The sequence below is a fragment of the Arthrobacter sp. NPDC055585 genome (assembly GCF_053619115.1).
The window spans coordinates 62,890-89,368 of sequence record NZ_JBSHIT010000007.1; the positions used below are offsets into that span (position 1 = coordinate 62,890).

The 26,479-nt window shown below is 66.4% G+C and carries 24 protein-coding genes; 16 read left to right on the forward strand and 8 right to left on the reverse strand.

What is annotated here, in order from left to right; genetic code table 11:
* The first annotated feature begins 75 nt into the window (after positions 1-75).
* From ACWGQ2_RS12750 to ACWGQ2_RS12765, 4 genes are all read left to right on the forward strand, one after another.
* Complete coding sequence (locus tag ACWGQ2_RS12750; protein WP_452017801.1) at positions 76-867, forward strand: pullulanase X25 domain-containing protein; 792 nt, start codon at positions 76-78, stop codon at positions 865-867.
* Positions 868-937: 70 nt separating this feature from the next.
* On the forward strand, positions 938-1,312 hold the full coding sequence (locus ACWGQ2_RS12755; RefSeq protein WP_452017803.1) for a VOC family protein: 375 nt from the start codon (positions 938-940) through the stop codon (positions 1,310-1,312).
* Positions 1,313-1,320: 8 nt separating this feature from the next.
* Complete coding sequence (locus ACWGQ2_RS12760) at positions 1,321-1,971, forward strand: hypothetical protein (protein ID WP_452017805.1); 651 nt, start codon at positions 1,321-1,323, stop codon at positions 1,969-1,971.
* Positions 1,972-2,025: 54 nt separating this feature from the next.
* Positions 2,026-3,072, forward strand: coding sequence for a hypothetical protein (locus tag ACWGQ2_RS12765; protein WP_452017807.1), 1,047 nt, complete (start codon positions 2,026-2,028; stop codon positions 3,070-3,072).
* Positions 3,073-3,171: 99 nt separating this feature from the next.
* On the opposite strand, the gene ACWGQ2_RS12770 is transcribed toward ACWGQ2_RS12765, so the two are convergent.
* The 4 genes from ACWGQ2_RS12770 to ACWGQ2_RS12785 all read right to left on the reverse strand — a co-directional run bounded on the left by ACWGQ2_RS12770 (position 3,172) and on the right by ACWGQ2_RS12785 (position 6,372).
* Positions 3,172-3,813 (reverse strand): MBL fold metallo-hydrolase, encoded by a 642-nt coding sequence (locus ACWGQ2_RS12770; protein ID WP_452017809.1) that lies wholly within the window; start codon positions 3,811-3,813, stop codon positions 3,172-3,174.
* The gene (locus ACWGQ2_RS12775) at positions 3,813-4,898 is read right to left on the reverse strand and encodes an S-(hydroxymethyl)mycothiol dehydrogenase (RefSeq protein WP_452017811.1); all 1,086 of its coding nucleotides are present in this window, start codon (positions 4,896-4,898) and stop codon (positions 3,813-3,815) included. Before ACWGQ2_RS12775 ends, ACWGQ2_RS12770 begins: the two co-directional genes overlap by 1 nt.
* A gap of 130 nt (positions 4,899-5,028) precedes the next feature.
* The gene (locus ACWGQ2_RS12780) at positions 5,029-5,301 is read right to left on the reverse strand and encodes a mycoredoxin (protein ID WP_452017813.1); all 273 of its coding nucleotides are present in this window, start codon (positions 5,299-5,301) and stop codon (positions 5,029-5,031) included.
* Between the two features lie 45 nt (positions 5,302-5,346).
* The gene (locus tag ACWGQ2_RS12785; RefSeq protein WP_452017815.1) at positions 5,347-6,372 is read right to left on the reverse strand and encodes a bile acid:sodium symporter; all 1,026 of its coding nucleotides are present in this window, start codon (positions 6,370-6,372) and stop codon (positions 5,347-5,349) included.
* Positions 6,373-6,458: 86 nt separating this feature from the next.
* Here ACWGQ2_RS12785 and ACWGQ2_RS12790 point away from each other — a divergent pair, with 86 nt between their 5' ends.
* Positions 6,459-7,247 (forward strand): SOS response-associated peptidase, encoded by a 789-nt coding sequence (locus ACWGQ2_RS12790; RefSeq protein ID WP_452017817.1) that lies wholly within the window; start codon positions 6,459-6,461, stop codon positions 7,245-7,247.
* Between the two features lie 67 nt (positions 7,248-7,314).
* Here the strand turns inward: ACWGQ2_RS12790 and ACWGQ2_RS12795 are convergent, their stop codons facing one another.
* Positions 7,315-7,788: a VOC family protein gene (locus ACWGQ2_RS12795; protein ID WP_452017819.1), complete on the reverse strand. Its 474-nt coding sequence runs from the start codon at positions 7,786-7,788 to the stop codon at positions 7,315-7,317.
* Positions 7,789-7,991: 203 nt separating this feature from the next.
* Between ACWGQ2_RS12795 and ACWGQ2_RS12800 the strand changes: the two genes are divergently transcribed.
* On the forward strand, positions 7,992-10,292 hold the full coding sequence (locus ACWGQ2_RS12800) for an MMPL family transporter (RefSeq protein WP_452017821.1): 2,301 nt from the start codon (positions 7,992-7,994) through the stop codon (positions 10,290-10,292).
* Between the two features lie 10 nt (positions 10,293-10,302).
* Positions 10,303-10,644 (forward strand): chorismate mutase, encoded by a 342-nt coding sequence (locus ACWGQ2_RS12805; protein ID WP_452017823.1) that lies wholly within the window; start codon positions 10,303-10,305, stop codon positions 10,642-10,644.
* A gap of 18 nt (positions 10,645-10,662) precedes the next feature.
* Here ACWGQ2_RS12805 and ACWGQ2_RS12810 read toward each other — a convergent pair whose 3' ends face one another.
* A complete protein-coding gene (locus tag ACWGQ2_RS12810) occupies positions 10,663-11,964 on the reverse strand; it encodes a CoA transferase (RefSeq protein WP_452017825.1) in 1,302 nt (433 codons plus the stop codon).
* A 107-nt stretch (positions 11,965-12,071) separates the two neighbouring features.
* Here ACWGQ2_RS12810 and ACWGQ2_RS12815 point away from each other — a divergent pair, with 107 nt between their 5' ends.
* Positions 12,072-12,668: a DUF2087 domain-containing protein gene (locus tag ACWGQ2_RS12815; RefSeq protein ID WP_452017827.1), complete on the forward strand. Its 597-nt coding sequence runs from the start codon at positions 12,072-12,074 to the stop codon at positions 12,666-12,668.
* Between the two features lie 20 nt (positions 12,669-12,688).
* On the opposite strand, the gene ACWGQ2_RS12820 is transcribed toward ACWGQ2_RS12815, so the two are convergent.
* Positions 12,689-13,720 (reverse strand): DUF2776 family protein, encoded by a 1,032-nt coding sequence (locus tag ACWGQ2_RS12820; RefSeq protein WP_452017829.1) that lies wholly within the window; start codon positions 13,718-13,720, stop codon positions 12,689-12,691.
* A gap of 536 nt (positions 13,721-14,256) precedes the next feature.
* On the opposite strand from ACWGQ2_RS12820, the gene ACWGQ2_RS12825 reads away from it, so the two are divergent.
* The 8 genes from ACWGQ2_RS12825 (at position 14,257) to pdxS (ending at position 25,690) form a co-directional block, all read left to right on the forward strand.
* Positions 14,257-15,750, forward strand: coding sequence for an MDR family MFS transporter (locus ACWGQ2_RS12825; RefSeq protein WP_452017831.1), 1,494 nt, complete (start codon positions 14,257-14,259; stop codon positions 15,748-15,750).
* Positions 15,750-17,324: an MDR family MFS transporter gene (locus ACWGQ2_RS12830; RefSeq protein WP_452017833.1), complete on the forward strand. Its 1,575-nt coding sequence runs from the start codon at positions 15,750-15,752 to the stop codon at positions 17,322-17,324. The genes ACWGQ2_RS12825 and ACWGQ2_RS12830 overlap by 1 nt, the downstream gene beginning before the upstream one ends.
* 181 nt (positions 17,325-17,505) lie before the next feature.
* A complete protein-coding gene (locus ACWGQ2_RS12835) occupies positions 17,506-17,817 on the forward strand; it encodes a DUF6504 family protein (RefSeq protein ID WP_452017835.1) in 312 nt (103 codons plus the stop codon).
* Between the two features lie 24 nt (positions 17,818-17,841).
* Positions 17,842-21,324: a DNA polymerase III subunit alpha gene (locus tag ACWGQ2_RS12840; RefSeq protein ID WP_452017837.1), complete on the forward strand. Its 3,483-nt coding sequence runs from the start codon at positions 17,842-17,844 to the stop codon at positions 21,322-21,324.
* 77 nt (positions 21,325-21,401) lie between these two features.
* The gene (gene thrS / locus ACWGQ2_RS12845; RefSeq protein ID WP_452017839.1) at positions 21,402-23,414 is read left to right on the forward strand and encodes a threonine--tRNA ligase; all 2,013 of its coding nucleotides are present in this window, start codon (positions 21,402-21,404) and stop codon (positions 23,412-23,414) included.
* Between the two features lie 18 nt (positions 23,415-23,432).
* Positions 23,433-24,056: an HIT family protein gene (locus tag ACWGQ2_RS12850; RefSeq protein WP_452017841.1), complete on the forward strand. Its 624-nt coding sequence runs from the start codon at positions 23,433-23,435 to the stop codon at positions 24,054-24,056.
* A 3-nt stretch (positions 24,057-24,059) separates the two neighbouring features.
* Positions 24,060-24,710: a phosphatidylinositol phosphate synthase gene (pgsA, locus tag ACWGQ2_RS12855; protein WP_452017843.1), complete on the forward strand. Its 651-nt coding sequence runs from the start codon at positions 24,060-24,062 to the stop codon at positions 24,708-24,710.
* A gap of 68 nt (positions 24,711-24,778) precedes the next feature.
* Positions 24,779-25,690: a pyridoxal 5'-phosphate synthase lyase subunit PdxS gene (gene pdxS / locus ACWGQ2_RS12860; RefSeq protein WP_325788823.1), complete on the forward strand. Its 912-nt coding sequence runs from the start codon at positions 24,779-24,781 to the stop codon at positions 25,688-25,690.
* 74 nt (positions 25,691-25,764) lie between these two features.
* Here pdxS and ACWGQ2_RS12865 read toward each other — a convergent pair whose 3' ends face one another.
* Complete coding sequence (locus tag ACWGQ2_RS12865; protein ID WP_452017845.1) at positions 25,765-26,478, reverse strand: GNAT family N-acetyltransferase; 714 nt, start codon at positions 26,476-26,478, stop codon at positions 25,765-25,767.
* Position 26,479: the final 1 nt, after the last annotated feature.

The following is a 26,479-nucleotide window of genomic DNA, read 5'->3' on the forward strand; positions in this document are numbered from 1 at the left end:
TCGGGCAGCGGAAGCAGGCGCGCACCCCCGCCTCAGACCCTCAAGCTCAGACCCCTCAAGCAAAGGACCCGCACGTTGCCCAAGAAGAGCGTCGAAAATACTGCCCTCCGGCTTAAGGCCATCCTCGAGGTCCTTGCAGGCCGGGACCCCTCAGCAGAGAAAAAGACTTCACGCGCGGAGGTGCTGCGGCAGGCACTTGAACAGGTTCCGTTGGAGGGAACCGAGGCAGAGCTGCTGGCCAGCGGAGTCGCCCGCGGCGAACGGGCCCTGGTCACCGCCAGCACCAAACTCGTCAAGGCAGGCTGGATCCTGAAGGAGGGACGGGCCGGCTGGAGCATCACACCCGAGGGGCGTTCCGCCCTGACCGAGTTCCCCGACGTGCAGCACCTGCACGAGGCACTGAGCGGCAGCAGGCACTCCGTCACTGCGGTGACCAGCGCCGAAGCGCAGAGCGAGGCGGTGCTGGAGGAAGCCCTCACCGAATCCGACACTGCGGCCGAGCCCGTTGCGCAGGCCGGCGGTGCGCACGCGGAAGACCACTATGAGGGACCGTCCTTCCCGCAGCCCGCTGCCGTCGCCGTGCCCGGTTCCTTTGGTTCGGCGCTGGGCGGCGCGGACTGGGACCCCGCGGCTGACACCGTGCAGCTGGGCTTCGACCGAAGTGATGAGCTGTGGAAGCTCAGCGTTGACCTGCCCGCCGGAGAGTATGAGTTCAAGGCGGCGCTGAACCGGGGATGGGCTGAGAATTACGGCCACGGCGCGCACTTCGACGGCGCGAACTACCGCCTGGAGCACTCCGGCGGACCCGTAACCTTCCTTTATGACCACGCCACCCACACAGTGGTGACCAAACCCGACGGGCTGTAACCGCACCGCCGGTGCCGCAGACCCGGCCGGGGGACTATCATCGAGGGCACGGCAACCCGAAGGAGTGCCCATGTTCGAGTACGGCAAGGCGTTCAGCGGATTCGCCGTGAATGATGTTGACTCGGCCCGCCGGTTTTACGGCACCACGCTTCAGCTCCCTTTCACACAGGCGCAGGGACGGCTGCGGCTCGAGCTGGCTCCGCAGAAACACGTGCTGGTCTACGAGAAGACCGGGCATGCCCCGGCTGCCTACACCGTACTGAACTTCCCGGTACAGGACGTGGAAGCAGCCGTCCGTGAACTAGGCGCCAGGGGCGTGGAGATCGAGCCGCTTGACGGCCCCGGCGGCGCCGACGGAGACGGCATCTTCCGCCGCGGAGGCAGTGCCATGGCCTGGTTTCGGGATCCGTCAGGGAACATCCTCTCAATCCTGGAACAGGACTAGCGCGTTTCGTGGCAGGGTGGCGTGATGCCTTCGGCCCGGCGGGCAGGCCGTACCGGCGGATGCTGGCGGCCGCCGCCGCAGCGGGATCAGCGGCCGGGGTCTATCTCCGGCTCGTCCGGCCCCTGCGGCATGCAGCAGTGCCCGGGGCCGGGCACCGGATGCCCGGGGACGCTGTCCTGAGCGGCCAGGTACTGCAGTACACCCGAAGCATCCTCATTCCGGCGGCGGCAGGCGACATCTGGCCGTTCCTGAACCGGATCGGACACGGCCGGGCGGGCTGGTATGTCTTTGACCGGGTGGGATTGCCGGACCAGCGCGAGGCGGACCGCGCCGTGCCGCAGCTGCGGGATCTGGACATCGGCGACCTGCTGGCCACCGGCACCGGCCGCCGCCTGCGGATCAAGGAGGTGCAGCCCCGGGACTGGATGCTCTGGGCTGACGGCGACGGTCGGTCCACCTGGTTGTGGCTGCTGCAGCCGCTGCGGCCAAACCAGACCCTACTGGTGGTGCGGGCCCGATTCGCCTACGGATTCCGGCGCCCCGGTGCCCTGGCCGCACTCCCGCTGGATGCCGTTGACTGGGCATCCCTGCGGCGGGTCCTGGTGGCCGTCCGGGACAGGGCCGTACTGCGCTCGGCAACCCGTTTGGGAAAGCACTGAGCAATCCGGTGGACCCGCGGTACGGGCACCGGGCAGCGCTGGTAATTTTGAAGTATGGAAGAACTTCCCGCCGCACGGCTGCTGCTGGCTGGACCTCGCGGACGGGAACTCTGCCTGGACCTCGCCCGGTCCCTTGCCCCGGAACAGCGGGCGTTCTCCTGCGGGAGCAGCGCCCCGCTGCTTGGAGGCATATCGCAGGAATCCAGGAGAGTTCTGCAGCTTCTTGAGGCCCTGCCGCACCGGCCGGAGATAACTGTTGCACAAGTACTCCAAAGCCTGGACCGTGTCGTGAAAGACGCTTCGTACTGGCAGCCGCCGTCGGACACCGCACGCGTCCTGGCTGAACCCGAACCGAGGGATCTGCTCCTCCCGCTGGCCATCGCCGTCGTCCGCGCCCGCCCGCAGTGGTGGCTGGCTCCCGGCGCGCTGACCCAGTATTACGTCCAATGGATAGCCAGCACTACTGTTCCCGGAACGGACCCGCCAACCCTGACCGGCAGCGCGGCCGGGTTGAGACGCTGGCGTGAATCGATTGCCGCCGAAGAAGGCAACACACCCCTGGTTGCCAACTGGACCGGGCGGTGGTGGTCCATCCCGGCGCTCTCCGATGTTCCGGCCACTACCCCGGCAATTCCTGGCAACGGTCCGGCAGGGCTGAGAATGGTTGAAGATCCGCTGCCCTGGTCCACGGCACGAACGTACCCGCTGAGGGCCGCAGAGGGTGCCCGGGTCTACGAAATCCGGGATGCGCGCAGCTGGCAGGACCTGGTCTCCGCGTATCCGCTTGAGGTGACCCGCTCGCGCGGACGAAGCTGGGCGGTCAGTTCAGGAAACTCGGAGGCTTACACCTGGCTTTGGGCCATTCCCGACTGGCAGGCCGTGGCCCGGGATTACGACGGCGTCCACCTCAGCGTGGCAGGTTACCTGCGGACCGCCGGGGCCGTGCTGGACGCCGCCGGGATGAAGACCATGCTGGCTGGCTGGGCTCCGGCGGAAACCTGGTGGCTGAACGACGTCCTGAAGCCGGCCGGCGACCCGGTCGATTGGACGGCTGTACCGGGCCGCCACGGCTGGCAGGTCAAGGCTGCCGCTGTCTCCTGACGCCCACCCCCCTCCAAAAAAACGCCGAAAGGGCAGTTACGGCCGGTTTGAAGCGTCAAACGAGCCGTAACTGCCCTCTCGGGGTGGAACTGTGCTGCCTTAGTGGCCGCGGGCGATCCATTCCTCCAGATGCGGTGCCTCGGCGCCGATCGTGGTGGAATCGCCGTGCCCGGTGTTCACCGTGGTCTCAGCCGGCAGGGTCAGCAGGCGCTCCCGGATCGAGTCGATGATGGTGCCGAAGTCGCTGTAGGAACGGCCCGTGGCTCCGGGTCCGCCGCTGAACAGCGTGTCGCCGGAGAACAGCACCGGTGCGCTGCCTTCTTCATCTTCCAGCAGGAAGCAGACCGAGCCGGGGGAGTGGCCCGGGGTGTGCAGTGCCTCTAGCGTGACGCCGGCGATTTCGAAGGTGTCCCCGTCCTCGATGACGTCATCGGGTGTTTCGTCAGGGAACACTGCGTCCCAGAGCATCCGGTCTGCCTCGTGCAGGAACACCGGGGCGCTGAACCGGTCCTGGGCCTCGGCCACGGCACGGATGTGGTCATCGTGGCCGTGCGTGAGCAGGATGCCCATGACTTCCCGGTCACCAACGGCTTCGGCAATCGCGTCGACGTCGTGGGCCGGGTCGATGATGATCACCTGCAGGTCATCGCCGATGATCCAGACGTTGTTGTCTACGTCCCAGGTGCCGCCGTCCAGGCTGAAGGTGCCGGAGGTAACAACCTTGTCGATGCGCGCGGCCACTAGAGCTCCACCACCGAGCGCAGGACCTTGCCGTCATGCATCTTGTTGAATGCTTCCTCAATGTCACCCAGGCCGATCCGCTCGGAGACAAAGGCGTCCAGATCCAGCCGGCCGAGCTTGTACTGCTCCACCAGCATGGGGAAGTCGCGGCTGGGCAGGCAGTCACCGTACCAGGAGGACTTCAGGGATCCGCCACGGCCGAAAACGTCCGCCAGCGGCAGCTCGATCTGCATGTCCGGGGTGGGCACGCCCACCAGCACTACGCGGCCGGCGAGGTCGCGGGCGTAAAAGGCCTGCTTGTAGGTTTCCGGGCGTCCCACGGCTTCAATAACGACGTCGGCGCCGTTGCCTCCGGTGAGCGCGCGGATGGCTTCCACCGGGTCTTCTTCGCGGGAGTTGATGCCGTGCGTGGCGCCGTTGGCCAGGGCCAGGTCAACCTTGGCCTGGTCGATGTCCACGGCGATGATGGTGGTGGCACCGGCCAGCTTGGCACCGGCGATGGCGGCAATGCCCACGCCGCCGCAGCCGATGACGGCCACGGACTCGCCGCGCTGAACTTCACCGGTGTTGATGGCGGCACCAATGCCGGCCATGACACCGCAGCCGAGCAGGCCCACCGCGGCAGGATCGACGTCGTCGTCCACCTTGGTGCACTGGCCGGCGGCAACCAGCGTCTTCTCGGCAAACGCGCCGATGCCCAGTGCGGGCGAGAGTTCCGTGCCGTCTTCCAGCGTCATCTTCTGGGTGGCGTTGTGCGTGTTGAAGCAGTACTGCGGCTGGCCCTTGCGGCAGGCGCGGCACTCGCCGCACACGGCACGCCAGTTCAGGATCACGCGGTCGCCGGGGGCAACTTCGGTGACGTCGGGACCGACGGCGGAAACCACGCCGGTGGCTTCGTGGCCGAGCAGGAAGGGATAGTCATCGCTGATGCCGCCCTGCTTGTAGTGCAGGTCCGTGTGGCAAACGCCGCAGGTGAGGATGTCCACCAGTGCCTCTCCGGGCCCGGGATCCGGAACCAGGATGGTCTCCAGAGAGACCGGGGCGTTCTTTTCCTTGACTACTACTGCTTGGACCTTGTGAACCATGGGGGAGGGCTGCCTCTCGGAAGATGTCTCAGGGGCACCCCGGCGTTCCGGGGCTACTGTTCCATCCTAGGGACGCCGATGCCGGGAGTCACTTTCGCGGCTCCCGGCATCAGATTAGGAAAAGGTGAGGTCAGAGGCCCAGACGGGCCTTCACCTCGGCAGCGGAGGGGTTGGTTGTAGCAGAGCCATCGGGGAAGATTACAGTCGGCACGGTCTGGTTGCCGCCGTTGAGGGACTCCACCAGCTCCGCCGTGCCCTCGGTGTTCGCAATGTTCACCTCGGTGTAGCCGATACCCGCCGAATCCAGCTGGGACTTCAGCCGGCGGCAGTACCCGCACCAGCTGGTGGAAAACATGGTGATGGTTCCGGCCTCGGGGGTGAACGCTTCGGCAGTAACGGACATTGGAGCTCCTTGCTGGGGTTTATGGGCTGCTGATCGCTGCCGGTATCAACGCCGCCGCCTGCGGTTTGATTCCCGGGACGTGCCGTGGGAGCTTCCTTCCGGCTGCGGAAGAAGCCGCGGGATGAGCCGGATACACAGGGCCATGCCGGCCAGTTCCACGAAGGTCTGGGTCACGACGGCGGCAGCTGCGGGTCCGGCGGTTTCCGGCAGCGCGAGTGCCAGGGGCAGCACCACCAGGGAGTTGCGCGTCGCGCCGCTGAAGGTGAGTGCACGGGCGCTGGCGTAGTCGAGTCCGCCGGCCCGTCCCGTCAGCGCTCCGGCAAGGACCATGACGGCGAGGAACACCGCGTAAAGGGGAACCAGCCCGGCCAGGGCGGCACCGGCGTCGAGCATCCGGCGGGACTGGGATGCAGCGACCACAAACAGGACCACCAGCATCAGCGGCACCATGGAGGCGTTGCCGGCTGCTGCGAGTGCGCCGAAAGCCGGACGGCGGTCCGCTAGCAGCTGCGTTGCCGCTGCCGCTGCCAGGGGTAGGAGGATGAGCAGCACCAGGGCCTCGAGGAACGGTCCGGGTTCAATGAAACCCGTCAGCGAACCGCCGGTGAACAGCCAGAGGAAGACCGGCAGCAGGAGCAGCTGGGTGATCAGCAGCAGGGGTGTGGCTGCCAGCAGCTTCTCGTGGGCGGCCCCTGCCAGGGACGAAAAAACGATCACGTAGTCGATGCACGGAGCCAGCAGGACCAGCAGGACCCCGGTCAGGAGTGCGGCGTCATGGGCCACAAACCGGGAGAGTCCAAACACCAGTGCCGGAACCAGCACGAAGTTCACCAGTATCAGCAGCCCAAGGAACCGCAGGTCCAGCAGCCCCGCCCGAAACCTGGCGAACGGCACGGCCAGGAAGGTCGCGTAGAGCAGCAGGCCGAGCGCCGGATTGATCAGGACAGACAGTGTCTGAGCCCCGGGGACCGCCGCGCCGGCCAGGAATCCCGCCGCGAGGGCAGCGAGGCAGAGGGGGATCTGGTGCCTCTCGAATGCCCCGCGGAGGCGTCCGCAGGCCCTGATGTTCATGCTTGGAACACTATCGGCAGTGTGGTCCAGCCTGCAGGCCGGTCCCGGGTTGGGCCGGCCGCGGTGGTGCAGGGCAGACTGGAGGCGTGTGCGGACGATACGTGATGGCCCGGGCGGTCGGCGACCTGGTGGCGGAGGCCGAAGCCGAGGCAGACGCGAACCTTGAGCTGCGCCAGTCCTGGAACGTCGCGCCCACCTCGGATGTGCCGGTGGTGCTGGAACGGCTGCTCGGCGGCGCCGCAGTGCGCCAGGTGCACGTGGCCCGCTGGGGACTGGTTCCGGGCTGGGCCAAGGACATCTCGGTGGGCGTGCGGGCGTTTAATGCCCGCAGCGAAACCCTGCTGGAGAAGCCCACGTTCCGCGACGCCGTGCTGGCCCGGCGGTGCGCCGTGCCGATGGAAGGGTACTACGAGTGGCAGGCCGGTCCGGGCGGCACCCGGAGGCCCTGTTTTGTCCGGCGGGCTGACGGGTTGCTGCACTGGTTCGCCGGGCTCTACGAATGGTGGGCGGATCCGGCGCTGGACCCCGGGGATCCGAACCGCTGGCTGCTCTCCGTTTCGGTGATCACGCTTGCCTCGCCGGATCCGGAAGATCCAAATCCGGTCCTGTCCCGGCTCGGCGCCCTGCATGAGAGGATGCCGCTGCCGCTGGCCGGCGAAGACCTGGACCGGTGGATCATTCCCGGAACCCTGAGCGCCACCGCAGCGCTCTCTCTTCTGGGTGCAGCCCTGGAAAACGCCTACACTGCGGCCAGCGAATGGCAGATTGAACCGGCGAACCCAGCGGTGGGCAATGTGCGCCATGACGGACCCTGGCTGCTCGACCCGGACGCTGGACGAGGCGCCGAAACCGAGGCTGAGGCCGTGCTGTTCTAGGGCACCGGGCTGTTCTAGAGCGCCGTGCTGTTCCGGGGCGCTGCCGGTGCGGCCGGGAAAGCCGGGACTAGGAAATCGAACCGGTGGGAAGTGCCTCGCCCGGGTCGCCGGGATCCAGGACGGAGAGGCTTACGGTGCCGTCCGCAGCAATCTGCAGCCCCGGGTTGTGGCAGATTTCCCAGCGGAAACCGTCAGGGTCCGTGAAGTAGCCGGAGTAGCCGCCCCAGCTCATCTGCATGCCCGGAGCGGCGATGGAACCTCCGGCGGCCGCGGCCTCATGCAGGATCGCGTCCACGTCCGTGGGCGAATCAACGTTATGGGCCAGGGTGAACGGGGCCAGGCTTGCCGATCCGGTGGCTCCGGACTCGGCAGCCAGATGGTCGCTGCGGAAGAAGGAGAGCAGGATCCCGTGCCCCACCTGGAAAAACACCACTTCTCCCGGCACATACTGCAGGGGTTCCCAGCCCAGACGGCCGTAGAAGGCATAGGACACTTCGACATCGCGCACGCCTAGGGTGACGACGCTCAACTGGGGCAGCATGTAGGAAATCTTCCCACCGAATCCCCGGCAAACCCAGAACATGACCTTGACGTATTTTCGCGCCCTGCCGGACCGGCCCGGGGCTGATGCCGTTGACGCAGCAGGTGGCGGGGTCTCTTATGGAATGAGGCAGTGCACGTCCAGCGGCGGGGCGAAGACCGGCTAGGGTCAGCCCGCGCTCTCGCGAGAATGCGATGAGGCCCATGAGCACAGCGATCCCTCCGAATTCCGGGCAGTCACGGTCCGGCCGCTCCTCTGACGACGCCGCTGCCCGGGCGGCCGCGTCTCCGGACCGGAAGGGTCCGCCGCGGGACGGTCCGCCCCGGGAGACCGGGCGCAGTTCTGGTCCTCCGGCGTGGCTGCGGATCGTGATTCCCGTACTGCTGATCGTCATCTGGTTCGGCCTTGGCGGGGTGGGCGGACCGTACTTCGGCAAGATCAGCGAAGTCCAGCAGAATGACCAGGCGTCCTATCTGCCAGCCAGTTCCGCCTCCACGAAGGTCAGTGAACTTCAGCCGGAGTTCACTGACAGCGACGCGGTTCCCGCCGTCGTGCTGTACGTCAACGACGGCGGGTTGACGGATGCTGACCGCACCTTCATTCAGGACCGGGAGAAGGCCTTCGCCGACGCGCCCGGGGTCAGCGGCGGGGTGTCTCCCGCCCAGTTCTCGGAGGACGGTAAGGCGGCCGAGATCTTTGTGCCCATCACGGACAACGATGCCGCTGCGGACAACGTGGAGAACCTCAGCACGGTGTCCAAGGACGGGCTGCCCGAGGGGCTCACCGCATATGTGACCGGACCGGCCGGTCAGCTGGCGGATATCTCACAGGCGTTCGGCGGTATTGACGGTGCCCTGCTGATTGTTGCGGTTGTCGCCGTACTGGTGATCCTGGTGATTGTCTACCGTTCGCCGCTGCTGCCCATCCTGGTGCTGCTGACTTCCATCCTGGCCCTCTCGGCCGCAATCCTGGCTGTGTACTGGCTGGCCAAGGCGGGTGCAGTGACGCTGAACGGGCAGGTGCAGGGCATCCTGTTCATTCTCGGCATCGGCGCCGCCACGGACTATTCCCTGCTGTATGTATCCCGTTACCGGGAAGCACTGCGTGACCATGCGGACCGCTGGGGCGCAACCCGGGCTGCGCTGCGGGGCACCCTTGAACCCGTGTCCGCTTCCGCGGGCACCGTGGTGGCCGGCCTGCTGTGCCTGCTGCTCAGCGACCTGAACTCGAACAAGGCGCTCGCGCCGGTGGCATCCCTCGGGATCGTCTGTTCCTACCTGGCGGCCATGACCCTGCTCCCGTCGCTGCTCTTCGTCTTTGGCAGGGCAGCGTTCTGGCCGCGCCGCCCGGCGTTCGGTTCTCCGCACCCGGACCGCGATCACCAGGCGCGCGGTTTCTGGCCGGCAGTGGCCCGCACCGTGCGCAACCATTCCCGGCGCACCTGGCTGATCTGCGCCGTCGTGCTGGCCGCCGCCGCGGTGGCAGTGGTGGACTTCCGCGCCTCCGGCGTGCCGCAGAGCGACTTTGTGCTGGGGCAGACCGAAGCCAAGGAAGGCCAGACAGCCCTGGGCGAGCATTTCCCCTCCGGATCCGGCAGTCCGGTGCTGATCGTCGCCCCCGAATCCGAACTGAAGTCCGTCGCGGACACCGTACTGGGCACCAGCGGCATCTCCGACGTCACCGTGGTGGCACAGGGCACCCCGTCCGGTTCCCTGCCAGTCACGGAGGACGGAGTGCAGGTCCCGCCGATCCCCGGGGCCGAAAATGCTTCCCCGAAGACCGTGGACGGACAGGTGCTGCTGCAGGCCACCCTGACGGAGAACGCGGACTCGACGGCGGCAGAGGACACGGTCCGTGAGCTGCGGGGAAAACTGGCGGACACCCCGGACGTCCTGGTGGGCGGCACCACCGCCACCACCGTGGATACCAACGACGCCGCAGAGCATGACCGCAACCTCATCATCCCCGTGGTGCTGGTGGTGATCTTCTTCCTGCTGATGCTCCTGCTGCGGGCCGTGCTGGCGCCGTTCCTGCTCATCCTCACCGTCATGCTCTCCTTCGGTGCGACGCTGGGCATCTCCGGGCTGCTGTTCAACTACGTGCTGGACTTCCCCGGGGCCGATCCTGCCGTGCCGCTGTACGGGTTCATCTTCCTGGTGGCCCTGGGCGTGGACTACAACATCTTCCTGATGACCCGCGTGCGGGAGGAGAGCATCCTGCTGGGCACAAGGGACGGAATTATCCGGGGACTGATGATCACCGGCGGGGTGATCACCTCGGCAGGTATTGTGCTCGCAGCGACCTTCGCGGCGCTGGGGGTGATCCCTGTGCTGTTCCTGGCGCAGCTGGCCTTCATTGTGGCCTTCGGCGTGCTGCTGGACACCCTGGTGGTGCGCTCGCTGCTGGTGCCGGCGCTCTCCTATGACATCGGCCGGCGTATCTGGTGGCCTTCGAAACTGGGACGGGCGGAGGAACCGGAAAAGGCTGCTGCCGGGCCCCGGTAAACTGGAAGCCATGGGAGAAACAGTGGAAACAGACCCGACTACCGAACAGCTTGGGGCCGTACGCACGGCCATTGACGAGATAGACGAAGAAATAGTGGCGCTGATCTGGCGCCGGGAACGCCTGGTCCGCCTGGCCGGGGGACTGAAGGACGACGACGCCCAGGTCCGCGCCAGGGACCGCGTCGAGGAAGTCATCAACCACGTGCGGGAAGCCGCGAAGGCACAGGAACAGGACTCCACGGTGGTGGAAAAAACCTACCGCGCCATGATCGACGCGTTCATCGAATACGAACTGCGCACCCGGCATGAGGACGAAGTGCAGGCACGGCTGGACGCGTTCAGCCGCAGCTGAACCTTCCCGGTAAACCGGCTACCAGGCTGCGGGAGCCGAACCCAGAGGTGCTGCGGGCAGATCCCACACCATGGCGGGAACCGGTCCTTCAGAGCTGAAGAGCACCGGCGGTGCCAGCCGCTCGCCGGGGCCCCAGCGGGTCTGCTCCGCAGTCCGGGGCAGGGCAGGTGCAGGACCCTCCGGAGGGGACAGCCAGGGCGGGGGCACCGGCCGGCGGGCGTCCGCAGTGCGCTGCAGTTCCGCCGCCGTCCGGGCCAGGGACAGACGCGCAGCGTAGACCTCACCGTCCAGCCTCCGGGTCCAGGCCCGCACGGCTGCCGCCGCAGCAAGGTAGCCGGTGGCGTGGTCCAGTGCCTGGACGGGCAGCGGCAGCGGCGCATCCGCAGCGGACCAGGCCATGCCGGCGTCGGCAATGCCTGACGCCGTCTGCACCAGGGAGTCGAAGCCGCGCCGCCCGCGCCACGGTCCGGTCCAGCCCCAGGCATCGACCGCCACGGTGACGACGCCGGGGCGCAGCTGCTGGAGCCGGTGTTCGTCCAGTCCCAGTCCGGTGAGGGCACCGGGACGGTAGCCGTGCACCACGAGGTCAGCCGAAGAGATGAGCTCGCGGACCCTCGCTGCGCCGTCGGGCGTGCGCAGGTCCAGCCGGGCGCAGCTCTTGCCCACCGTCATTTCCGCTTCAAGAGCCGGCTCCTCCCAATCCGGTGGATCAATCCGCAGGACCCGTGCTCCGAACCCGGCGAGGAACCGGGTAGCCACAGGTCCGGCGATGACACGGGTGAGGTCCAGGACCCGGACACCCTTCAGCGGCCGTTCAGCGGTTCCGGAGGTTTCGGCCGGCAGCCGGGGTGCGCGCCGGGTCCAGCCGATGAGAGGTTCGGCCCAGACGGACTGGCCTTGGGGATGGGCCTGCCACTGTTCTGCCGTCCGCAGCTGTGCCGCGCAGCCGCCGGCTTCCACTACGGCCTCTTCCAGCTCTCCGCTCTTCCACGCCCGCACCGCCACAGAGGCAGTCTCGGGACCGGTATCTGCGGGCAGGCCCAGGACGGCGAGCGCAGCACGGCGGTGGTGCGGGGCATTGGTGTGCAGCCGGATCCAGCCGTCCGCGCACGGATAGTCGCGGGAGAGCGGATCCCAGGGCGGGGGAACCGCCCAGCCGGCCGGGCGGAAGGACATGCCGAACCAGGCACGGGCAAGATCCGGGTCGGCTTCGGCGTGCACCGGTACACCGGAGAGACGGGAGGCCAGTTCCGCGACCGCGCTTCCCGCGGCCGCCACGGATGCGGCGGCAAAGGAGCGCACGGGATAGCACGACTCCATGCAGCAGCTCCTTCGGGTCCGGATTCCTGTTGCAGTAGGCTACGTCACAGATCCGGGACCGGACAGATCCGTCCGCACCCGAATGCATCCTGTGAAAGGCACGGCAGTTGAAAGACCCAGGCACCTCCGGCAGCTCTCGCTGGAAAGCGGCGGCCGCCGCGCTCGCAGATTCCCGCCGGCTGGACCTGTACGCGAGGATCATCACTGCAGCGGGACACGGCGATCCGCTCTCCGGTCATGATCTGGACCGGCCGGAAACCAAATCCCTGAACGTCCTGGTGAAGGCAGGTCTGGTCCGGGCCGGGGAAGACGGCCTGCATCCGGTACCGGAGCTTTTCTCCCGCCTGCTCGCCGCGGACCGACCGCCCCGGGATGAGTCCCCGCTCCGGCACCTGGGTCCGGGAAGCGCCGGCAGCCTGCCTTCCAAGCGGACTGACCGCCTGGAAGTCCTGCATTATCTGGCCGGGGAGATCTTCTCGCAGCACGGCACCCTCGGTTCCGGCGAGGACGGTGCAGGGAATCCGGCGGGCCGGGCCCGGCTGACGGAAGCGGAGGTCACTTCACGGCTGGCCGCCTTCACCAACGACCCGGCAATGTTCCGGCGGGCCATGGTGGATGAAGGAATCGTCCGCCGCAGCCCGGATGGCTCAAGCTACTGGCTCACTAGGCCGCGCCCGGCGGCCGGTATTGAGTTTGCCGGCTGAGCCCCGGGTCCCTCCCGCCGCTACTCCGAGGTTCCTGCTTCCAGGATCGACACGATGGAGAAGAGCGTAAAGCAGACAGCTCCGAGTCCCACCAGCACATGTGCCGGGACGAGGAAGGACGGATCCGTGCCTGCCGCTTCAAAGAGGAACGCGGCGAAGAACAGGCAGGTGAGCGCCGTTCCGATGGGCATCAGCGGAATCCGGTTGGCCAGGGCAAAGGTGCGGCGCCAGACGAGCGCGAGCAGCAGCACTTTGGACAGGATGCTGAAGCAGATCAGCCCCAGGCCAATCAGCACACATCCCGGGGCCAGCCGGTAGGGCTCGGCTGAACTGAGCAGCACAAAGAGCCCGAGCAGCAGGTTGACCAGGCCCGCGGCACCGACGAACCAGGGCCAGACCAAACGTTCGCTGTCGCTGAAGGCGTTGCGTATTTGGCGCACGATGCTCGCAACCAGGGCGATCAGCGACGTGCAGATCACGGCCAGCCCGATCAGAACATGGCCGGCAACGAATCCCGGGGTGTCTCCGCGCAGCAGCAGGCCGGTTGCGAGGGAAAAGCCTGCCACGGCCGCCGCAGCCGGAACAGTGATCAGCACGAGGCCGGCGGCGCGGGTGTGGGCGCCTTCCGGCGGGCCGTCCAGGGGATCGAGGAGCTGTGCTGACTGAATCAGCGTGAATTTTGTGGAGGCAGCCGCGACAGTACTGACGCAGGAGGCAACCAGCCCGACACCGATTACTACGAAGCCGGCGGTGAGGTTCTCCGCGGTGTTCTCCCGGTTGGCCAGGACAATGCCCCAGATGATTGCGGCAGCAGCAGCTGCGTAGCCGGAGAGCGGCAGGGCAATGCCCCACACGCGCCCGTAGCGGTCGATGAGCTGCCGGATGATGGTGGCCGCCGTAGTGAACAGCGCATAACAGATGGCGGTCAATCCCACATTGACGTGGCCGGCAACGAAGTGGCTGGCGTCATCGGGCCCGGCCAGGATGTACAGGCCGTAGGACAGGCACACAGCGCCCATCAGAAGCGGTATGGCGCGAAAGATGACGCTCATTGTCCAATTCATGTTGTCCAATTCATGGCGTACCCCGAAAGCAATGGTGGACCGGGTGCGGGTTTCGGCGCCGTGGCCTGTCCGCGGTTAGTGCAAGTCTGCGCCCGTCCCACCTGCGGAACAATGCCGGAAGCAGGGAGCAAATGCCGGCTGCGGAACTTCATGCCTCCGCAGCGACAGCCCCTCCCGGGGCCCTGCGGCATTCAGATCTCACCGGCTGCCGCGGACCGTTGACTTGGCCGGAGGGCGGGCGTCGAATGGGTAGTGGGTTTTGGTTCCGGACCATCCACGGATGGCTTCCCTAGGAGGCGTCATTGGCCGCTCGATTCACTGCCCACGGAGCCGAAGCAACCCACCCGGGAGCACAGGCAGCCACTGATCTCGGGTCGCCGGCGTCTTCATACCAAACGGCTACCGCGCCTGCTTCGCAGGCTTCCTCTGCTGCCTCTGCCTCTGCCTCTGCCCCGGCCCCGCCTGAACCGCCGCCCCAATCCGGTCCGGGAGCCCCGGCGCCGCACAGTCGCCGCCAGCTGGCTTTGGTTTTCAGCGGCCTGATCATGGCGGTGCTGATCTCTGCACTGGACCAGACAATCGTCTCCACCGCGCTTCCCACGATCGTGGGGGACCTGCGGGGATTGGACCACCTGTCCTGGGTCATTACCGCCTACCTGCTGACGTCCACGATCGGGCTGCCCATCTACGGCAAGCTCGGTGACCTGCTGGGACGCAAGAACATCTTCATCTTTGCGATTGTGGTTTTCCTGCTCGGATCAGCGCTGTCGGGCCAGGCCCACAGCATGGGAGAGCTGATTGCCTACCGGGCGCTGCAGGGAGTCGGCGGCGGCGGGCTGATCATCGGATCACAGGCGATCATCGGGGACATCGTCTCGGCACGCGACCGCGGCAAGTACATGGGCCTGATCGGCGCAGCTTTCGGCGTTGCCTCCGTCAGCGGACCCCTGCTGGGCGGCTACCTGACGCAGTACTGGTCCTGGCGCTGGGTGTTCTACATCAACCTGCCGCTCGGAGCGATCGCCCTGGCCCTGATCATCACCTCACTGCACCTGCCCAAGCGCAGCGCCGCGGGAATCAAGCTGGACTATCCCGGTGCCGTGCTGCTGGCGATTGCGAGCGCGGCGCTGGTGGGCATTACCAGCTGGGGCGGAACCACCTACGCCTGGACTTCTCCAACCATCCTGGGCCTCGGCGCAGCCGCCCTGGCAGCCATAGCGGTCTTCATTCCCGTTGAGCTGCGGGCCAACGAACCGATCCTGCCGCTGCGCCTGTTCAAAAACCGGAACTTTGTGGTGTGCACCCTGGTGGGACTCGCCGTCGGGCTGGCAATGTTCGGGTCCATCTCCTACCTGCCGACCTTCCTGCAAATGGTCAACGGAGCCAGCGCCACAGACTCCGGGCTGATGATGCTGCCCATGACCGCCGGTGTACTCATCACCTCAGTCGGGAGCGGGCAGCTGATTTCACGCACCGGGCGGTACAAGATCTATCCCATCGCCGGGGCGCTGATTATGATCCTTGGCCTGCTGCTGCTCTCCCGCATCTCCGCGGAGACCCAGTACTGGTTCACTGCGCTGGGGATGTTCGTGCTGGGCCTGGGAATTGGCATGCTGATGCAGAACGTCGTACTGATCGTGCAGAACAGCGTTCCGCCGCAGAACATGGGCACAGGGGTTTCCTCCGCGAACTATTTCCGCCAGATCGGCGGAACGCTTGGGATCGCCGTCTACGGGTCCGTGTTCATTTCCCGGCTCAACGACCAGGTGGCCAATGCCCCGGCGGCAGTGCGCGGAGTGACCGGCCAGGGAGTGAACTCCATCAGCCCGGACCAGCTCAGGGGGCTGCCGGCTCCGGCACGGGACTTCATTGCCGACGCTTTCGGTACCGCCCTGCCTCCGATCTTCCTGCTGGGCATCCCCGCACTGGGCGCCGCGTTTGTGCTGACGCTTTTTATCAAAGAGATCCCGCTGGCCAAGACAGCCAACGTTCAACTGGAAGGTGAGGCAAAACGCTAATGGCCTCAGGTGCACATGCTGCCGTACCCGTCAACACAGGCGGTGCGGAGACCCGGCAGGAGGAGGGCGTACGGCGCGGACGGGTACTGGTCTTTACGGGACTGGTGCTTTCGGTCCTGCTCGCGGCGCTGGACCAGACAATCGTTGCCACGGCCCTGCCGACCATCGTGGGTGACCTGAACGGACTCGAACACCTCTCCTGGGTGGTGACCGCTTACATCCTGGCGGCAACCATCGGGCTGCCCATTTACGGCAAGCTCGGAGACCTGTTCGGCCGCAAGAACATCTTTATCTTCGCAATCGCCGTGTTCCTGCTGGGTTCTGTCCTCTCCGGGCTCTCCCAGAACATGGGCCAGCTGATTGCGTTCCGGGCGCTGCAGGGTGTGGGCGGCGGCGGACTGATGATCGGAGCGCAGGCCATCATCGGGGACCTGGTCTCTCCGCGGGAACGCGGACGCTACATGGGGCTGATCGGCGCCTCCTTTGGGCTCGCCTCCGTCGGCGGGCCACTCCTGGGCGGCTGGATCACCGACGCCTGGTCCTGGCGCTGGGTATTCTACATCAACGTGCCCATCGGAGCCGTGGCGCTCGCCGTCGTCCTTACCTCCCTGCACCTGCCCAAGGTTGAACGGTCCCGGCCGCGGCTGGACTATGCCGGTGCCGGGCTGCTCGCCGTCGCCTCCACTGCGCTGATTCTGGTGACCAGCTGGGGTTGCACCACCTATGACTGGGGGAGCCCGCAGATCCTCGGGCTGGCCGCAGCCGCCGTGCTGGCCGGAGCTGCTTTCGTGTGGGCGGAACGCCGGGCCAGCGAGCCGATCCTGCCGCTGGGCCTGTTCCGGCTGCGGAACTTCCTGATCCCGGTGCTGGCGGGCATCGCCGTCGGAATAGCGATGTTCTCCACCATCTCCTACCTGCCCACGTTCCTGCAGATGGTCAACGGCGCCACCGCCACCGAATCCGGACTGATGATGCTGCCGATGATGGCCGGACTGCTGCTGACTTCGATCGGTACCGGCCAGCTGATCTCCCGGACCGGGCGGTACAAGATCTATCCCGCTGCCGGATGCGCGGTGGTCATCGCCGGACTGGTGCTGCTCTCCCGGATCTCCCAGGACACCCCGTACTGGTTCACCGCCATCGGCATGGCAGTGCTGGGAATGGGCATTGGAGCGCTGCTGCAGAACCTGGTGCTGATCGTGCAGAACAGCGTTCCGCCGCAGAACATGGGTACGGCCATCTCCGCCGCGAACTACTTCCGCCAGATCGGTGCCTCCTTCGGAATCGCTGCCTTCGGCTCGATCTTCATCCAGCGCCTGACCGACCAGCTCGCGGCAGCACCGGCAGGGACCGCGGGGATGCTGCCCCAGGAGAGCATCAATTCGCTGACACCGGCCGTGCTGCAGGGACTGCCCGGCCCGGTGCAGCAGGCTATTGGGGCGGCGTTCGGCACGGCACTGCCGCCGATCTTCCTGCTCAGCATCCCGCTGGTGGCGGCAGGCGGTGTGCTTTGCCTGTTCATCCGTGAGATTCCGCTCTCAACCCAGTCCCGGGTGGAGGCTGCGGCTGAGTAAATCCGAACTCCCACCGGCCTCCTAGGGAGCACTGTGCAGATTGTCAGAGTGGAGTCGTACACTGGAGGTTCGAATATATGTTCGAATGCGGTTTTGTCCTGGAACACGGTGCGGGCACCGGTTCAGGTCACCGGCCGGATACCAATTCAGGTACAGCTAGAAGGCACAGCGAGGGGCAGCCATGGGACTTTTCAGTGAAGCAATTGAGGTGGTGTGCTCACCGGCGGGCATACCGCTGCGCCTTAGCTGGCAGGGCCGGACCTACAAGGTCGCTGCCAATCCAGTGCGCTGGTATGAGCGGCGGCGCTGGTGGGAAGAGGAACCCCGGGCAGAACGCGGACACGGCCCAGGACTGGTGGATTCAGAGATCTGGCGGGTCCAGGCACGCCTGAGTCCCCGCTCGCCGCTGCGCACGCTGGACATTTCCCGGCAGGCTGCCTCCAACACCTGGCGGCTGATCCGCATTCATGATGCGCTCCGGGAAAGTGCCTAGTACCGGGTCAATGAGTACTGTGCCATGAGTTTTACCCACCTCCACGCGGCCACAGCTTTTTCCGCGCACTACGGCACCTCCTGGCCTGAAGAACTGGCGCAGGCCGCCGCAGCTGACGGCGCCGACGCGCTCGCGTGCACCGACAGGGACGGCCTGTACGGCACGGTCAAGCACCTGCGCGCCTGCATGGACGCCGGCATTGATCCAATCGTCGGCGTGGACCTGGCGCTGCTGGACGGGGAAGGCAAAGAGGCGGAAGTTACCGGGCGGGCGGTCATCCTGGCCCACGGACACAACGGGGGAGCAGGCTACCACGCGCTGTGCCGGCTTATCTCTGACGCCCACACCGGAACTTCGCCGTCCCGGGGACGTGCAGGCCGCCCGGCCGGCGTCACCCTGGAACAGCTTGCCGCCCGTGTACTGGGCGTCGACGGGGAGCCTGTACTGAGCGTGCTCGTAGGACCGTACACCGACGTCGGACGTGCCATGCGCAGCCGCAGCTACGCCGTCGCCCGCACCCTGTTCCGGCGCTGGCTCTCAGTTATGCCGCGCGCTGCGCTCGCCGTGGAGGTAGTCACCCACCTCAGTTCCCCGGGCACCAACCTCAGCTTGGCCCATGCCGTGCGGATGTTCCGGCTCTCCGATGAAATGCACATCCCGGCGGTGCTGACCAACGCGGTGCGCTACGTGGATGAAGACGGAGCCGCCACTGCGGACGTACTCGACGCCGCACGCGCCCTGACTTCCATGGCGCAGCTGCAGGACCTGCAGCCCAACGGGCAGGGCTGGCTGAAACCGGGGAAACAGATGGCAGCGCTCGCCGCGGAGATCAGCGAGGAAGCAGGCTTTGGGCGCTCCGGGGCAGTAAAGCTGCTTGCCGGAACCGAGGCGCTCGCAGATGCCTGCCGGATCGACCCGGCCTCAGACATGGGATGGAAGCAGCCGGTGGTACCGGAAGCCGGGGTCATCGGGATCGATGCCGAACCTGTCCTCGAACTGCGCGGACGCTGCGAGGCAGGAATCGGCAGGCGCTTCGGGCACCTGCGCGGTTCAGCGGAGGCCGCCATGCGCAACCGGCTCGAACACGAGCTGGGGATTATCGAACGGCTGGGCTTCGCTGCCTACTTCCTGACCGTTGCCGAAGTCTCCACCATGATCCGTGACATGGGGGTACGGGCAGCGGCGCGCGGCTCAGGCGCCTCGTCGCTGGTGAACTACCTGCTGGGCATAAGCCATGTGAACCCGCTGGCACACGACCTGATTTTTGAGCGCTTCCTCTCCCGGGACCGTTCGACACTTCCGGACATCGACATTGACGTTGAAAGCGCTGAACGGCACAACGTGTACCACCGCATCTTCGAACGCTTCGGGGCGCAGCGGGTCACCCTGATGAGCATGCAGAACGGTTACCGGGCTCGCGGAGCGGTGCGCGACGCCGGACTGGCCCTGGGCCTGCCCGAAGAGGAGGTCGGTGCCGTGGCCAAGGCGCTGTGGCGCTTCTCGGCAAGCCACTTCCGTGAGGCGCTCGCAGAGAAACCCGAACTGCGCGGCGTTGCAGAAGCCGTGCAGCAGAACCGGCAGCTGGATCTGCTGGTGGACCTGACCGAACGGCTGGACCGCCTGCCCCGGCACATCTCCATGCACCCGTGCGGAGTGATCCTGGGGGATACCTCCCTGCTGGACCGCACCCCGGTGCAGCCCAGCGGTTTGGGCCTGCCCATGTCCCAGTTCGACAAACACGACATGGATCCGATGGGCATGCTCAAACTCGACGTGCTGGGTGTGCGGATGCAGTCCGCCATGGCCTTCGCGCTGAACGAGGTGGTCCGGGTGCATTCCGGCGGAGACGACGTCGCCAAAGCCGGAAAACACGTCCGGGAAGCGGAACCTCGTCCGGAGTGGATTGCCGACGACGGGCGGATCGACCTGGATGCCGTTCCGCTGGATGATGAGCCGACCTTTGAGCTGATCCGCAGCACCCACACCCTGGGCTGTTTCCAGATCGAGTCACCCGGCCAGCGGGAACTGGTGGGCAAGATGGCGCCGCGGGACTTCAACGACCTGATCATCGACATTTCCCTGTTCCGGCCCGGACCCATGAAATCGGACATGGTGCGGCCGTTCCTGGAACACCGCCACGGCTGGGCTCCTGCGGTGTACCCGCACGAATCGCTGCGCCCGGTGCTGGCGGAGACCCACGGCGTGACGGTCTTCCATGAACAGGTACTGCGGACCTTCGACGTCTTTACCGGATGCGGGCTGGCCAAAGCCGATGAGCTGCGCCGGCTGCTGGGCAATCCCGCCGCCGAACAGGGGGTGGAGGATTTCTTCCGGCAGGCTGCAGAAAAGCGCGGCTACGACGCGCAGACCATCGAGAACGTCTGGGGAACGCTGAAGGCCTTTGGCAGTTTCGGTTTCTGCAAGGCCCACGGCGCCGCGTTCGCCGTGCCCACCTACCAGTCGGCCTGGCTGAAAGCCCACCATCCCGAAGCGTTCCTGGCTGGAATCTTCGAACACGATCCGGGCATGTACCCGCGCAGGCTGCTGGTGGCTGAAGCGCGCAGGATGGGCATTCCCATCCTGCCGTTGGATATTAACCGCAGCGGCGAGCAGTACCGGGTGGAATGGGTGCCGGCCGTCCCCGAAGCGCCCGGCCGCAAGGCGCGTCCCGGAAGGTTCGGGATCCGGCTCAGCTTCGCCGGGATCTACGGACTCTCCGCCGCGGAGGTGCGGCGGATCGCCGCCGGGCAGCCGTTCGACTCCCTGGCGGACCTGCGGGCCCGCGCAAAACTCTCCCGTCCGTCAATCCAGCGCCTGGCCCAGCTGGGCGCCTTCGATTCGCTCTCCCGGGAGACCGGGTCGCGCGGCAGCAGGGCGGATCTGCTGCAGCACCTGGCCGAAACATCCGGCAAATCCGGAACCCGGAAATACGATCCAATCCCGGGCCAGCTGGCGCTTCCCCTGGGGGACACCGAACTGGCCAACCTTGTTCCGCAGCTGCCTGAACCAAGTCTCCCCGAGCGGGTCCGCACGGAGCTGGACCTGCTCGCCGTCGACGTCAGTGCACACCTGGTGGACAGCTACGAGCCACTGCTCGCTGCCCTGGGCGTGACCAAAGCCGAATCGCTGCTGGAGCTGCGCAACGGCTCGGAAGTGCTGGTGGCCGGTATCCGGGTGGCCACCCAGACCCCGCCAATGCGCGGGGGACGCCGGGTGGTCTTCATCAGCCTGGACGACGGAACCGGCTGCGTGGACTGCACCTTCTTCACCGAGGCGCAGGAGAAAACCGGTCCGCTGCTCTTCGGCACCGAACTGATGCTGATCCGTGGGCTCACCCGGCGCACCGGCCCGCGCGGCATGAGCCTGCAGGCACTCCAGGCCTGGGACCTGGCAGACACCGCCTCCCTCCCCCTGCCGCGGAAAGCCCGAAAGGATGCCGGGCAGGGCACCGGAAACCGGGCGGACCGGCCGCGCGGCCGGTTGGTCGGGCTGAAGAACAGCGGATAACATCGTAAGGGCGCGCACCATAGCTGCACGGGCAAACCCGTGCTCAAGCGCCAGTACAAACGAATCAAGGAGACAACGTGTCAGTGCCGGAACAGTTCACCCTCATCGTCGACGGCGAAGAGACCACGGTGGATACTGGCACCACCGGTGCTCAGCTCTTTTTTGAGCGCCGCGAAGTCGTGGTCATGCGTGTCGACGGAGTCCTGAAGGACCTCGACACCCCGCTGGCTCCGGGCCAGAGCATCGAAGCCGTAACCATCGATTCCGAAGACGGCCTGAACGTCCTGCGCCACTCCACCGCCCACGTGATGGCCCAGGCCGTGCAGCAGCTGCGCCCTGACGCCAAGCTGGGCATTGGCCCGTACATCAAGGACGGGTTCTACTTCGACTTCGACGTCGCCGAGCCCTTCACCCCGGAGGACCTGAAGACCCTCGAGAAGATGATGCAGAAGATCGTCAACTCGAACCAGAAGTTCGTCCGCCGCGTGGTCAGCGAAGACGAAGCCCGCGAAGCGATGGCCAATGAGCCGTACAAGCTCGAACTGCTGGGCAAGAAGGACGGCGCCGAGGAAGCAGGCGAGGGCGCGAACATCGAGGTCGGCGCCGGCGAAATCACCATCTACGACAACGTTGACCGCAAGTCCGGGGACACCGTCTGGTGCGACCTGTGCCGTGGCCCGCACCTGCCGAACACCAAGCTGATCTCCAATGCCTTCGCTCTGACCCGCTCCGCTGCCGCGTACTGGCTGGGCAACCAGGCCAACCAGCAGCTGCAGCGCATCTACGGCACCGCCTGGCCCACCAAGGATGACCTGAAGGCCTACCAGGAGCGCCTGGCCGAGGCTGAGCGCCGCGACCACCGCAAGCTGGGCACCGAACTGGACCTGTTCTCCTTCCCGGACGAACTGGGTTCCGGCCTGCCGGTGTTCCACCCCAAGGGCGGCATCATCCGCAAGGCGATGGAGGACTACTCCCGCCAGCGCCACACTGAGGCCGGCTACGAATTCGTCTACACCCCGCACATCACCAAGGGCCACCTGTACGAGGTTTCCGGCCACCTGGACTGGTACCGGGACGGCATGTTCCCTCCCATGCACGTTGACGAAGTCACCGACCCGGAGACCGGCGAAGTCACCAAGCCCGGCCAGGATTACTACCTGAAGCCGATGAACTGCCCCATGCACAACCTGGTGTTCCGCTCCCGCGGACGCTCCTACCGGGAACTGCCGCTGCGGCTCTTCGAATTCGGCTCGGTCTACCGCTACGAGAAGTCCGGCGTCATCCACGGCCTGACGCGCGTGCGCGGCATGACCCAGGACGACGCCCACATCTACTGCACCCGCGAGCAGATGAAGGACGAGCTGACCAAGACCCTGAACTTCGTCCTGGACCTGCTCAAGGACTACGGCCTGGACGACTTCTACCTCGAGCTCTCCACCAAGGACCCGGAGAAGTACGTCGGTTCCGACGAGGTCTGGGAAGAAGCCACGCGCACCCTGGCCGAGGTTGCTGAAGCCTCCGGCCTGGACCTGGTTCCGGATCCCGGGGGAGCCGCTTTCTACGGTCCGAAGATTTCCGTGCAGGCCCGCGACGCCATTGGCCGCACCTGGCAGATGTCCACCATCCAGCTGGACTTCAACCTGCCCGAGCGCTTCGAACTCGAATACCAGGCAGCCGACGGCACCCGCCAGCGCCCGGTCATGATCCACCGTGCCCTGTTCGGGTCGGTTGAGCGCTTTATGGCCGTGCTCACCGAGCACTACGCCGGCGCCTTCCCGGCCTGGCTGGCTCCGGTCCAGGTTGTCGGGATCCCGGTCGCCGAGGCTTTCAACGACTACATGTACGACGTCGTGGACAAACTGAAGGCAGCGGGCATCCGCGCCGAGGTCGACGCCGGAACGGACCGCTTCCCCAAGAAGATCCGCACCGCTTCCAAGGAGAAGGTTCCCTTCGTCCTGATCGCCGGCGGTGAGGACGCAGAAGCAGGCGCGGTCTCCTTCCGCTTCCGCGACGGCAGCCAGGACAACGGCGTGCCGGTCGAAGAAGCCGTGAAGCGGATCGTCGAAGCTGTCCGGAACCGGGACAAGTAGCGGTACGGGGGAGTCCAGATGGAAAGCCAGGAACAGTATCCGCACGACGGCGATGTGACGGACACCTTCGAACTCGCCGGAGTGCCGGACGCTTTCCAGCGCCTCTGGACTCCCCACCGGCTTGCCTACATCAAGGGCGGGCAGGACCAGGTCTCTTCCAAGGACAACTGCCCGTTCTGTACTGCCCCGTCCCATACGGACGAGGAAGCGCTGATCGTCCACCGCGGCCGGCACGCCTTTGTCATCCTGAACCTGTTCCCGTACAACGCCGGCCACCTGCTGGTCTGCCCGTACCGCCATGTGCCGGACTACACCGACGTCGACATTGAGGAAACAGCGGAAATCGCTGCCCTGACCCAGACGGCCATGCGCGTACTGCGCAAGGTCTCCGCGCCGGCAGGCTTCAACCTGGGCATGAACCAGGGCGCTGCAGGCGGTGCCGGCATTGCCGCCCACCTGCACCAGCACATTGTGCCGCGCTGGAGCGGGGACGGGAACTTCCTGCCGATCATCGCCCATACCAAGGCAATTACGCAGACCCTGGGCGAAGTGCGGCAGATGGTCGCCGACGCCTGGCCTGCCTCCGCAGACGAAACTTCTTCCGGCGGGCCGGCCCCGGCCGCCGGAACCAACGAGGCTTAGAACGTGCTGAACAAATATGCCCGCGGTTTCTTTACCGCACTTTTTACTCCCCTTGCCTCCTGGCTGATCCGGCACAGGGTCTCACCTGACGCTGTCACCATCATCGGCACACTCGGCGTGATGGTCGGCGGATTGGTCTTCTATCCGCTGGGCCAGCTCTTCTGGGGCACCATCTTCATTGTGCTCTTCGTGTTCTCCGACGTCATTGACGGGATCATGGCCCGCCAGCAGGAACGCAAAGGCAAATGGGGTGCCTTCCTGGATTCAACCCTGGACCGCTTCGCCGACGGCGCGCTTTTCGCCGGCGTGAGCATCTGGTTCTTCACCGGCGGTGAAAACGACGCGATCGGCGTCGCAGCCATCATCTGCCTGGTCCTGGGCATGCTGGTCTCCTACATCCGGGCCAAGGCAGAGTCCCTGGGCTTCAACGCCAATGTGGGCCTGGCCGAACGCGCCGAACGCCTGGTCTTCCTGCTCACCGCCACCGGGCTGGTGGGGCTGGGGATCCCTGAAGTGGTGCTGCTGGTGGTCCTGGTTGCCCTGTGCCTGGCCAGCTGCGTCACCATCGCCCAGCGCATGGGTGCCGTGCGGCGCCAGTCCGCCGCCGGCGCCGTAAGCGAGGACCTGGACCAGGACATGGGTAAAGATACGTAGCAGATCCCTCCGGGAACGATACGCGGGCTTATTATTGGCTTTCCTGCCGAACTATCAGAGAGCCTGCTATGCCTACAGAAACTCCGTCCCAGCCAGCCGCGTCGACCGGCGGCAGCCGCGTGAAGCGCGGCATGGCTGAAATGCTCAAGGGCGGCGTAATCATGGACGTCGTCACCGCCGAACAGGCACGCATCGCGGAAGATTCCGGTGCCGTTGCCGTCATGGCACTGGAACGCGTCCCCGCTGACATCCGTGCCCAGGGCGGCGTTTCGCGCATGAGCGACCCGGACATGATTGACAGCATCATCGACGCCGTGTCCATCCCCGTGATGGCCAAGGCCCGCATCGGCCACTTCGTTGAGGCCCAGGTGCTGCAGTCCCTCGGCGTCGATTACATTGACGAGTCCGAGGTCCTGACCCCTGCGGACTACGCCAACCACATCGACAAGTGGAAGTTCACTGTCCCCTTCGTCTGCGGGGCCACCAACCTGGGTGAAGCGCTGCGCCGCATCAACGAGGGCGCGGCCATGATCCGCTCCAAGGGCGAAGCCGGAACCGGCGACGTTTCCAACGCCACCATGCACATGCGCCAGATCCGCACCGAGATTGCCCGGCTGTCCTCGCTTCCCGAGGACGAGCTCTACGTTGCCGCCAAGGAACTGCAGGCTCCGTACGAACTGGTCAAGGAAGTCGCATCCGCCGGCAAGCTTCCCGTGGTTCTCTTCACGGCGGGCGGTATCGCCACTCCGGCCGACGCCGCCATGATGATGCAGCTTGGTGCAGACGGTGTGTTCGTCGGGTCCGGCATCTTCAAGTCCGGCAACCCGGCGCAGCGGGCCGCCGCGATCGTCAAGGCCACCACCTTCCACGACGATCCGGATGAGATCGCCAAGGCCTCCCGCGGCCTGGGCGAAGCCATGGTCGGCATCAACGTGGACGAGATTCCGCAGCCGCACCGTCTCGCTGAGCGCGGCTGGTAGGCACTGCAGCAAAAAGCGCGCCGGTTCCGGGGTTCTCCCGGAGCCGGTGCGCTTTTTTGCAGCCCAGCTGTTTGCTAGCCCAGCGCCATCGAGTACGTACGCCCGCGCCCAACCAGGGAGAATCCACGGGCTGAACACAGATCCTGGCCGTCTGCGGTGGCGTTCACCACCAGGTGCTCGGCACCGGCAGCCTCCACTGCGGCGGCACCGGCACTGAGCAGCGCGGTGCCGAATCCCCTGCGCCGGCTGGAGGCTCCCACTGCCAGGGAGAAGATGCCGGCCACTTTGGACAGCCCCGCAATCCCCGTGGGGTAGAACGCATAGGCGCGCCCGGTCATCCGGGCAGCATCACGGGCGGCAATATGCCAGGCCTGCCGGGGCTGTGAGTGTCCTACCCGCAGTTCCTCGGCGTCCGCCCCGGTTACTTCCCGCGGCTGGACTTCAACCGCCGCTCCTTCAGCGGACCAGGCCTGCGGTGCGCGCACCGGCGCGGTCATCCAGCAGGTCTGCGGCCCGCGGCGGAAACCGAAGGTCTCCAGCGGTGCGTGGTCCACGGAACCGCCCAGCCAGGCAGTGACCGAGGAAGCACCCAGCCGGGAGCCCTCGGCCAGCCCGGGACGGATTCCCGCCGGGGAAATCTCTTCCGGGAACATCAGCATCAGCTGCCGGCGTGCCGGAAGCCAGACCCAGCGCGATTCGTGCGTGCCGAAGGAACGGCCGCCGGTCGACGAGGCGATGGCTGAGAACCAGGCGTGCTGCAGGCGCTGGCAGGAGGAAATGGTGGGCATG

Bases quoted from the DNA above. Each gene is read 5' to 3' on its own strand.
- ACWGQ2_RS12785 (WP_452017815.1), bottom strand. From the start codon at position 6,372: ATGAACATCAGGGCCTGCGGACGCCTCCGCGGGGCATTCGAGAGGCAC.
- ACWGQ2_RS12795 (WP_452017819.1), bottom strand. From the start codon at position 7,788: ATGCTGCCCCAGTTGAGCGTCGTCACCCTAGGCGTGCGCGATGTCGAA.
- ACWGQ2_RS12780 (WP_452017813.1), bottom strand. From the start codon at position 5,301: ATGTCCGTTACTGCCGAAGCGTTCACCCCCGAGGCCGGAACCATCACC.
- ACWGQ2_RS12850 (WP_452017841.1), top strand. From the start codon at position 23,433: ATGGAAAGCCAGGAACAGTATCCGCACGACGGCGATGTGACGGACACC.
- ACWGQ2_RS12755 (WP_452017803.1), top strand. From the start codon at position 938: ATGTTCGAGTACGGCAAGGCGTTCAGCGGATTCGCCGTGAATGATGTT.
- ACWGQ2_RS12765 (WP_452017807.1), top strand. From the start codon at position 2,026: ATGGAAGAACTTCCCGCCGCACGGCTGCTGCTGGCTGGACCTCGCGGA.
- ACWGQ2_RS12820 (WP_452017829.1), bottom strand. From the start codon at position 13,720: ATGAGCGTCATCTTTCGCGCCATACCGCTTCTGATGGGCGCTGTGTGC.
- ACWGQ2_RS12805 (WP_452017823.1), top strand. From the start codon at position 10,303: ATGGGAGAAACAGTGGAAACAGACCCGACTACCGAACAGCTTGGGGCC.
- ACWGQ2_RS12830 (WP_452017833.1), top strand. From the start codon at position 15,750: ATGGCCTCAGGTGCACATGCTGCCGTACCCGTCAACACAGGCGGTGCG.
- pdxS (WP_325788823.1), top strand. From the start codon at position 24,779: ATGCCTACAGAAACTCCGTCCCAGCCAGCCGCGTCGACCGGCGGCAGC.
- ACWGQ2_RS12810 (WP_452017825.1), bottom strand. From the start codon at position 11,964: ATGGAGTCGTGCTATCCCGTGCGCTCCTTTGCCGCCGCATCCGTGGCG.
- ACWGQ2_RS12840 (WP_452017837.1), top strand. From the start codon at position 17,842: ATGAGTTTTACCCACCTCCACGCGGCCACAGCTTTTTCCGCGCACTAC.
- ACWGQ2_RS12775 (WP_452017811.1), bottom strand. From the start codon at position 4,898: ATGGTTCACAAGGTCCAAGCAGTAGTAGTCAAGGAAAAGAACGCCCCG.
- ACWGQ2_RS12835 (WP_452017835.1), top strand. From the start codon at position 17,506: ATGGGACTTTTCAGTGAAGCAATTGAGGTGGTGTGCTCACCGGCGGGC.
- ACWGQ2_RS12865 (WP_452017845.1), bottom strand. From the start codon at position 26,478: ATGCCCACCATTTCCTCCTGCCAGCGCCTGCAGCACGCCTGGTTCTCA.
- ACWGQ2_RS12800 (WP_452017821.1), top strand. From the start codon at position 7,992: ATGAGCACAGCGATCCCTCCGAATTCCGGGCAGTCACGGTCCGGCCGC.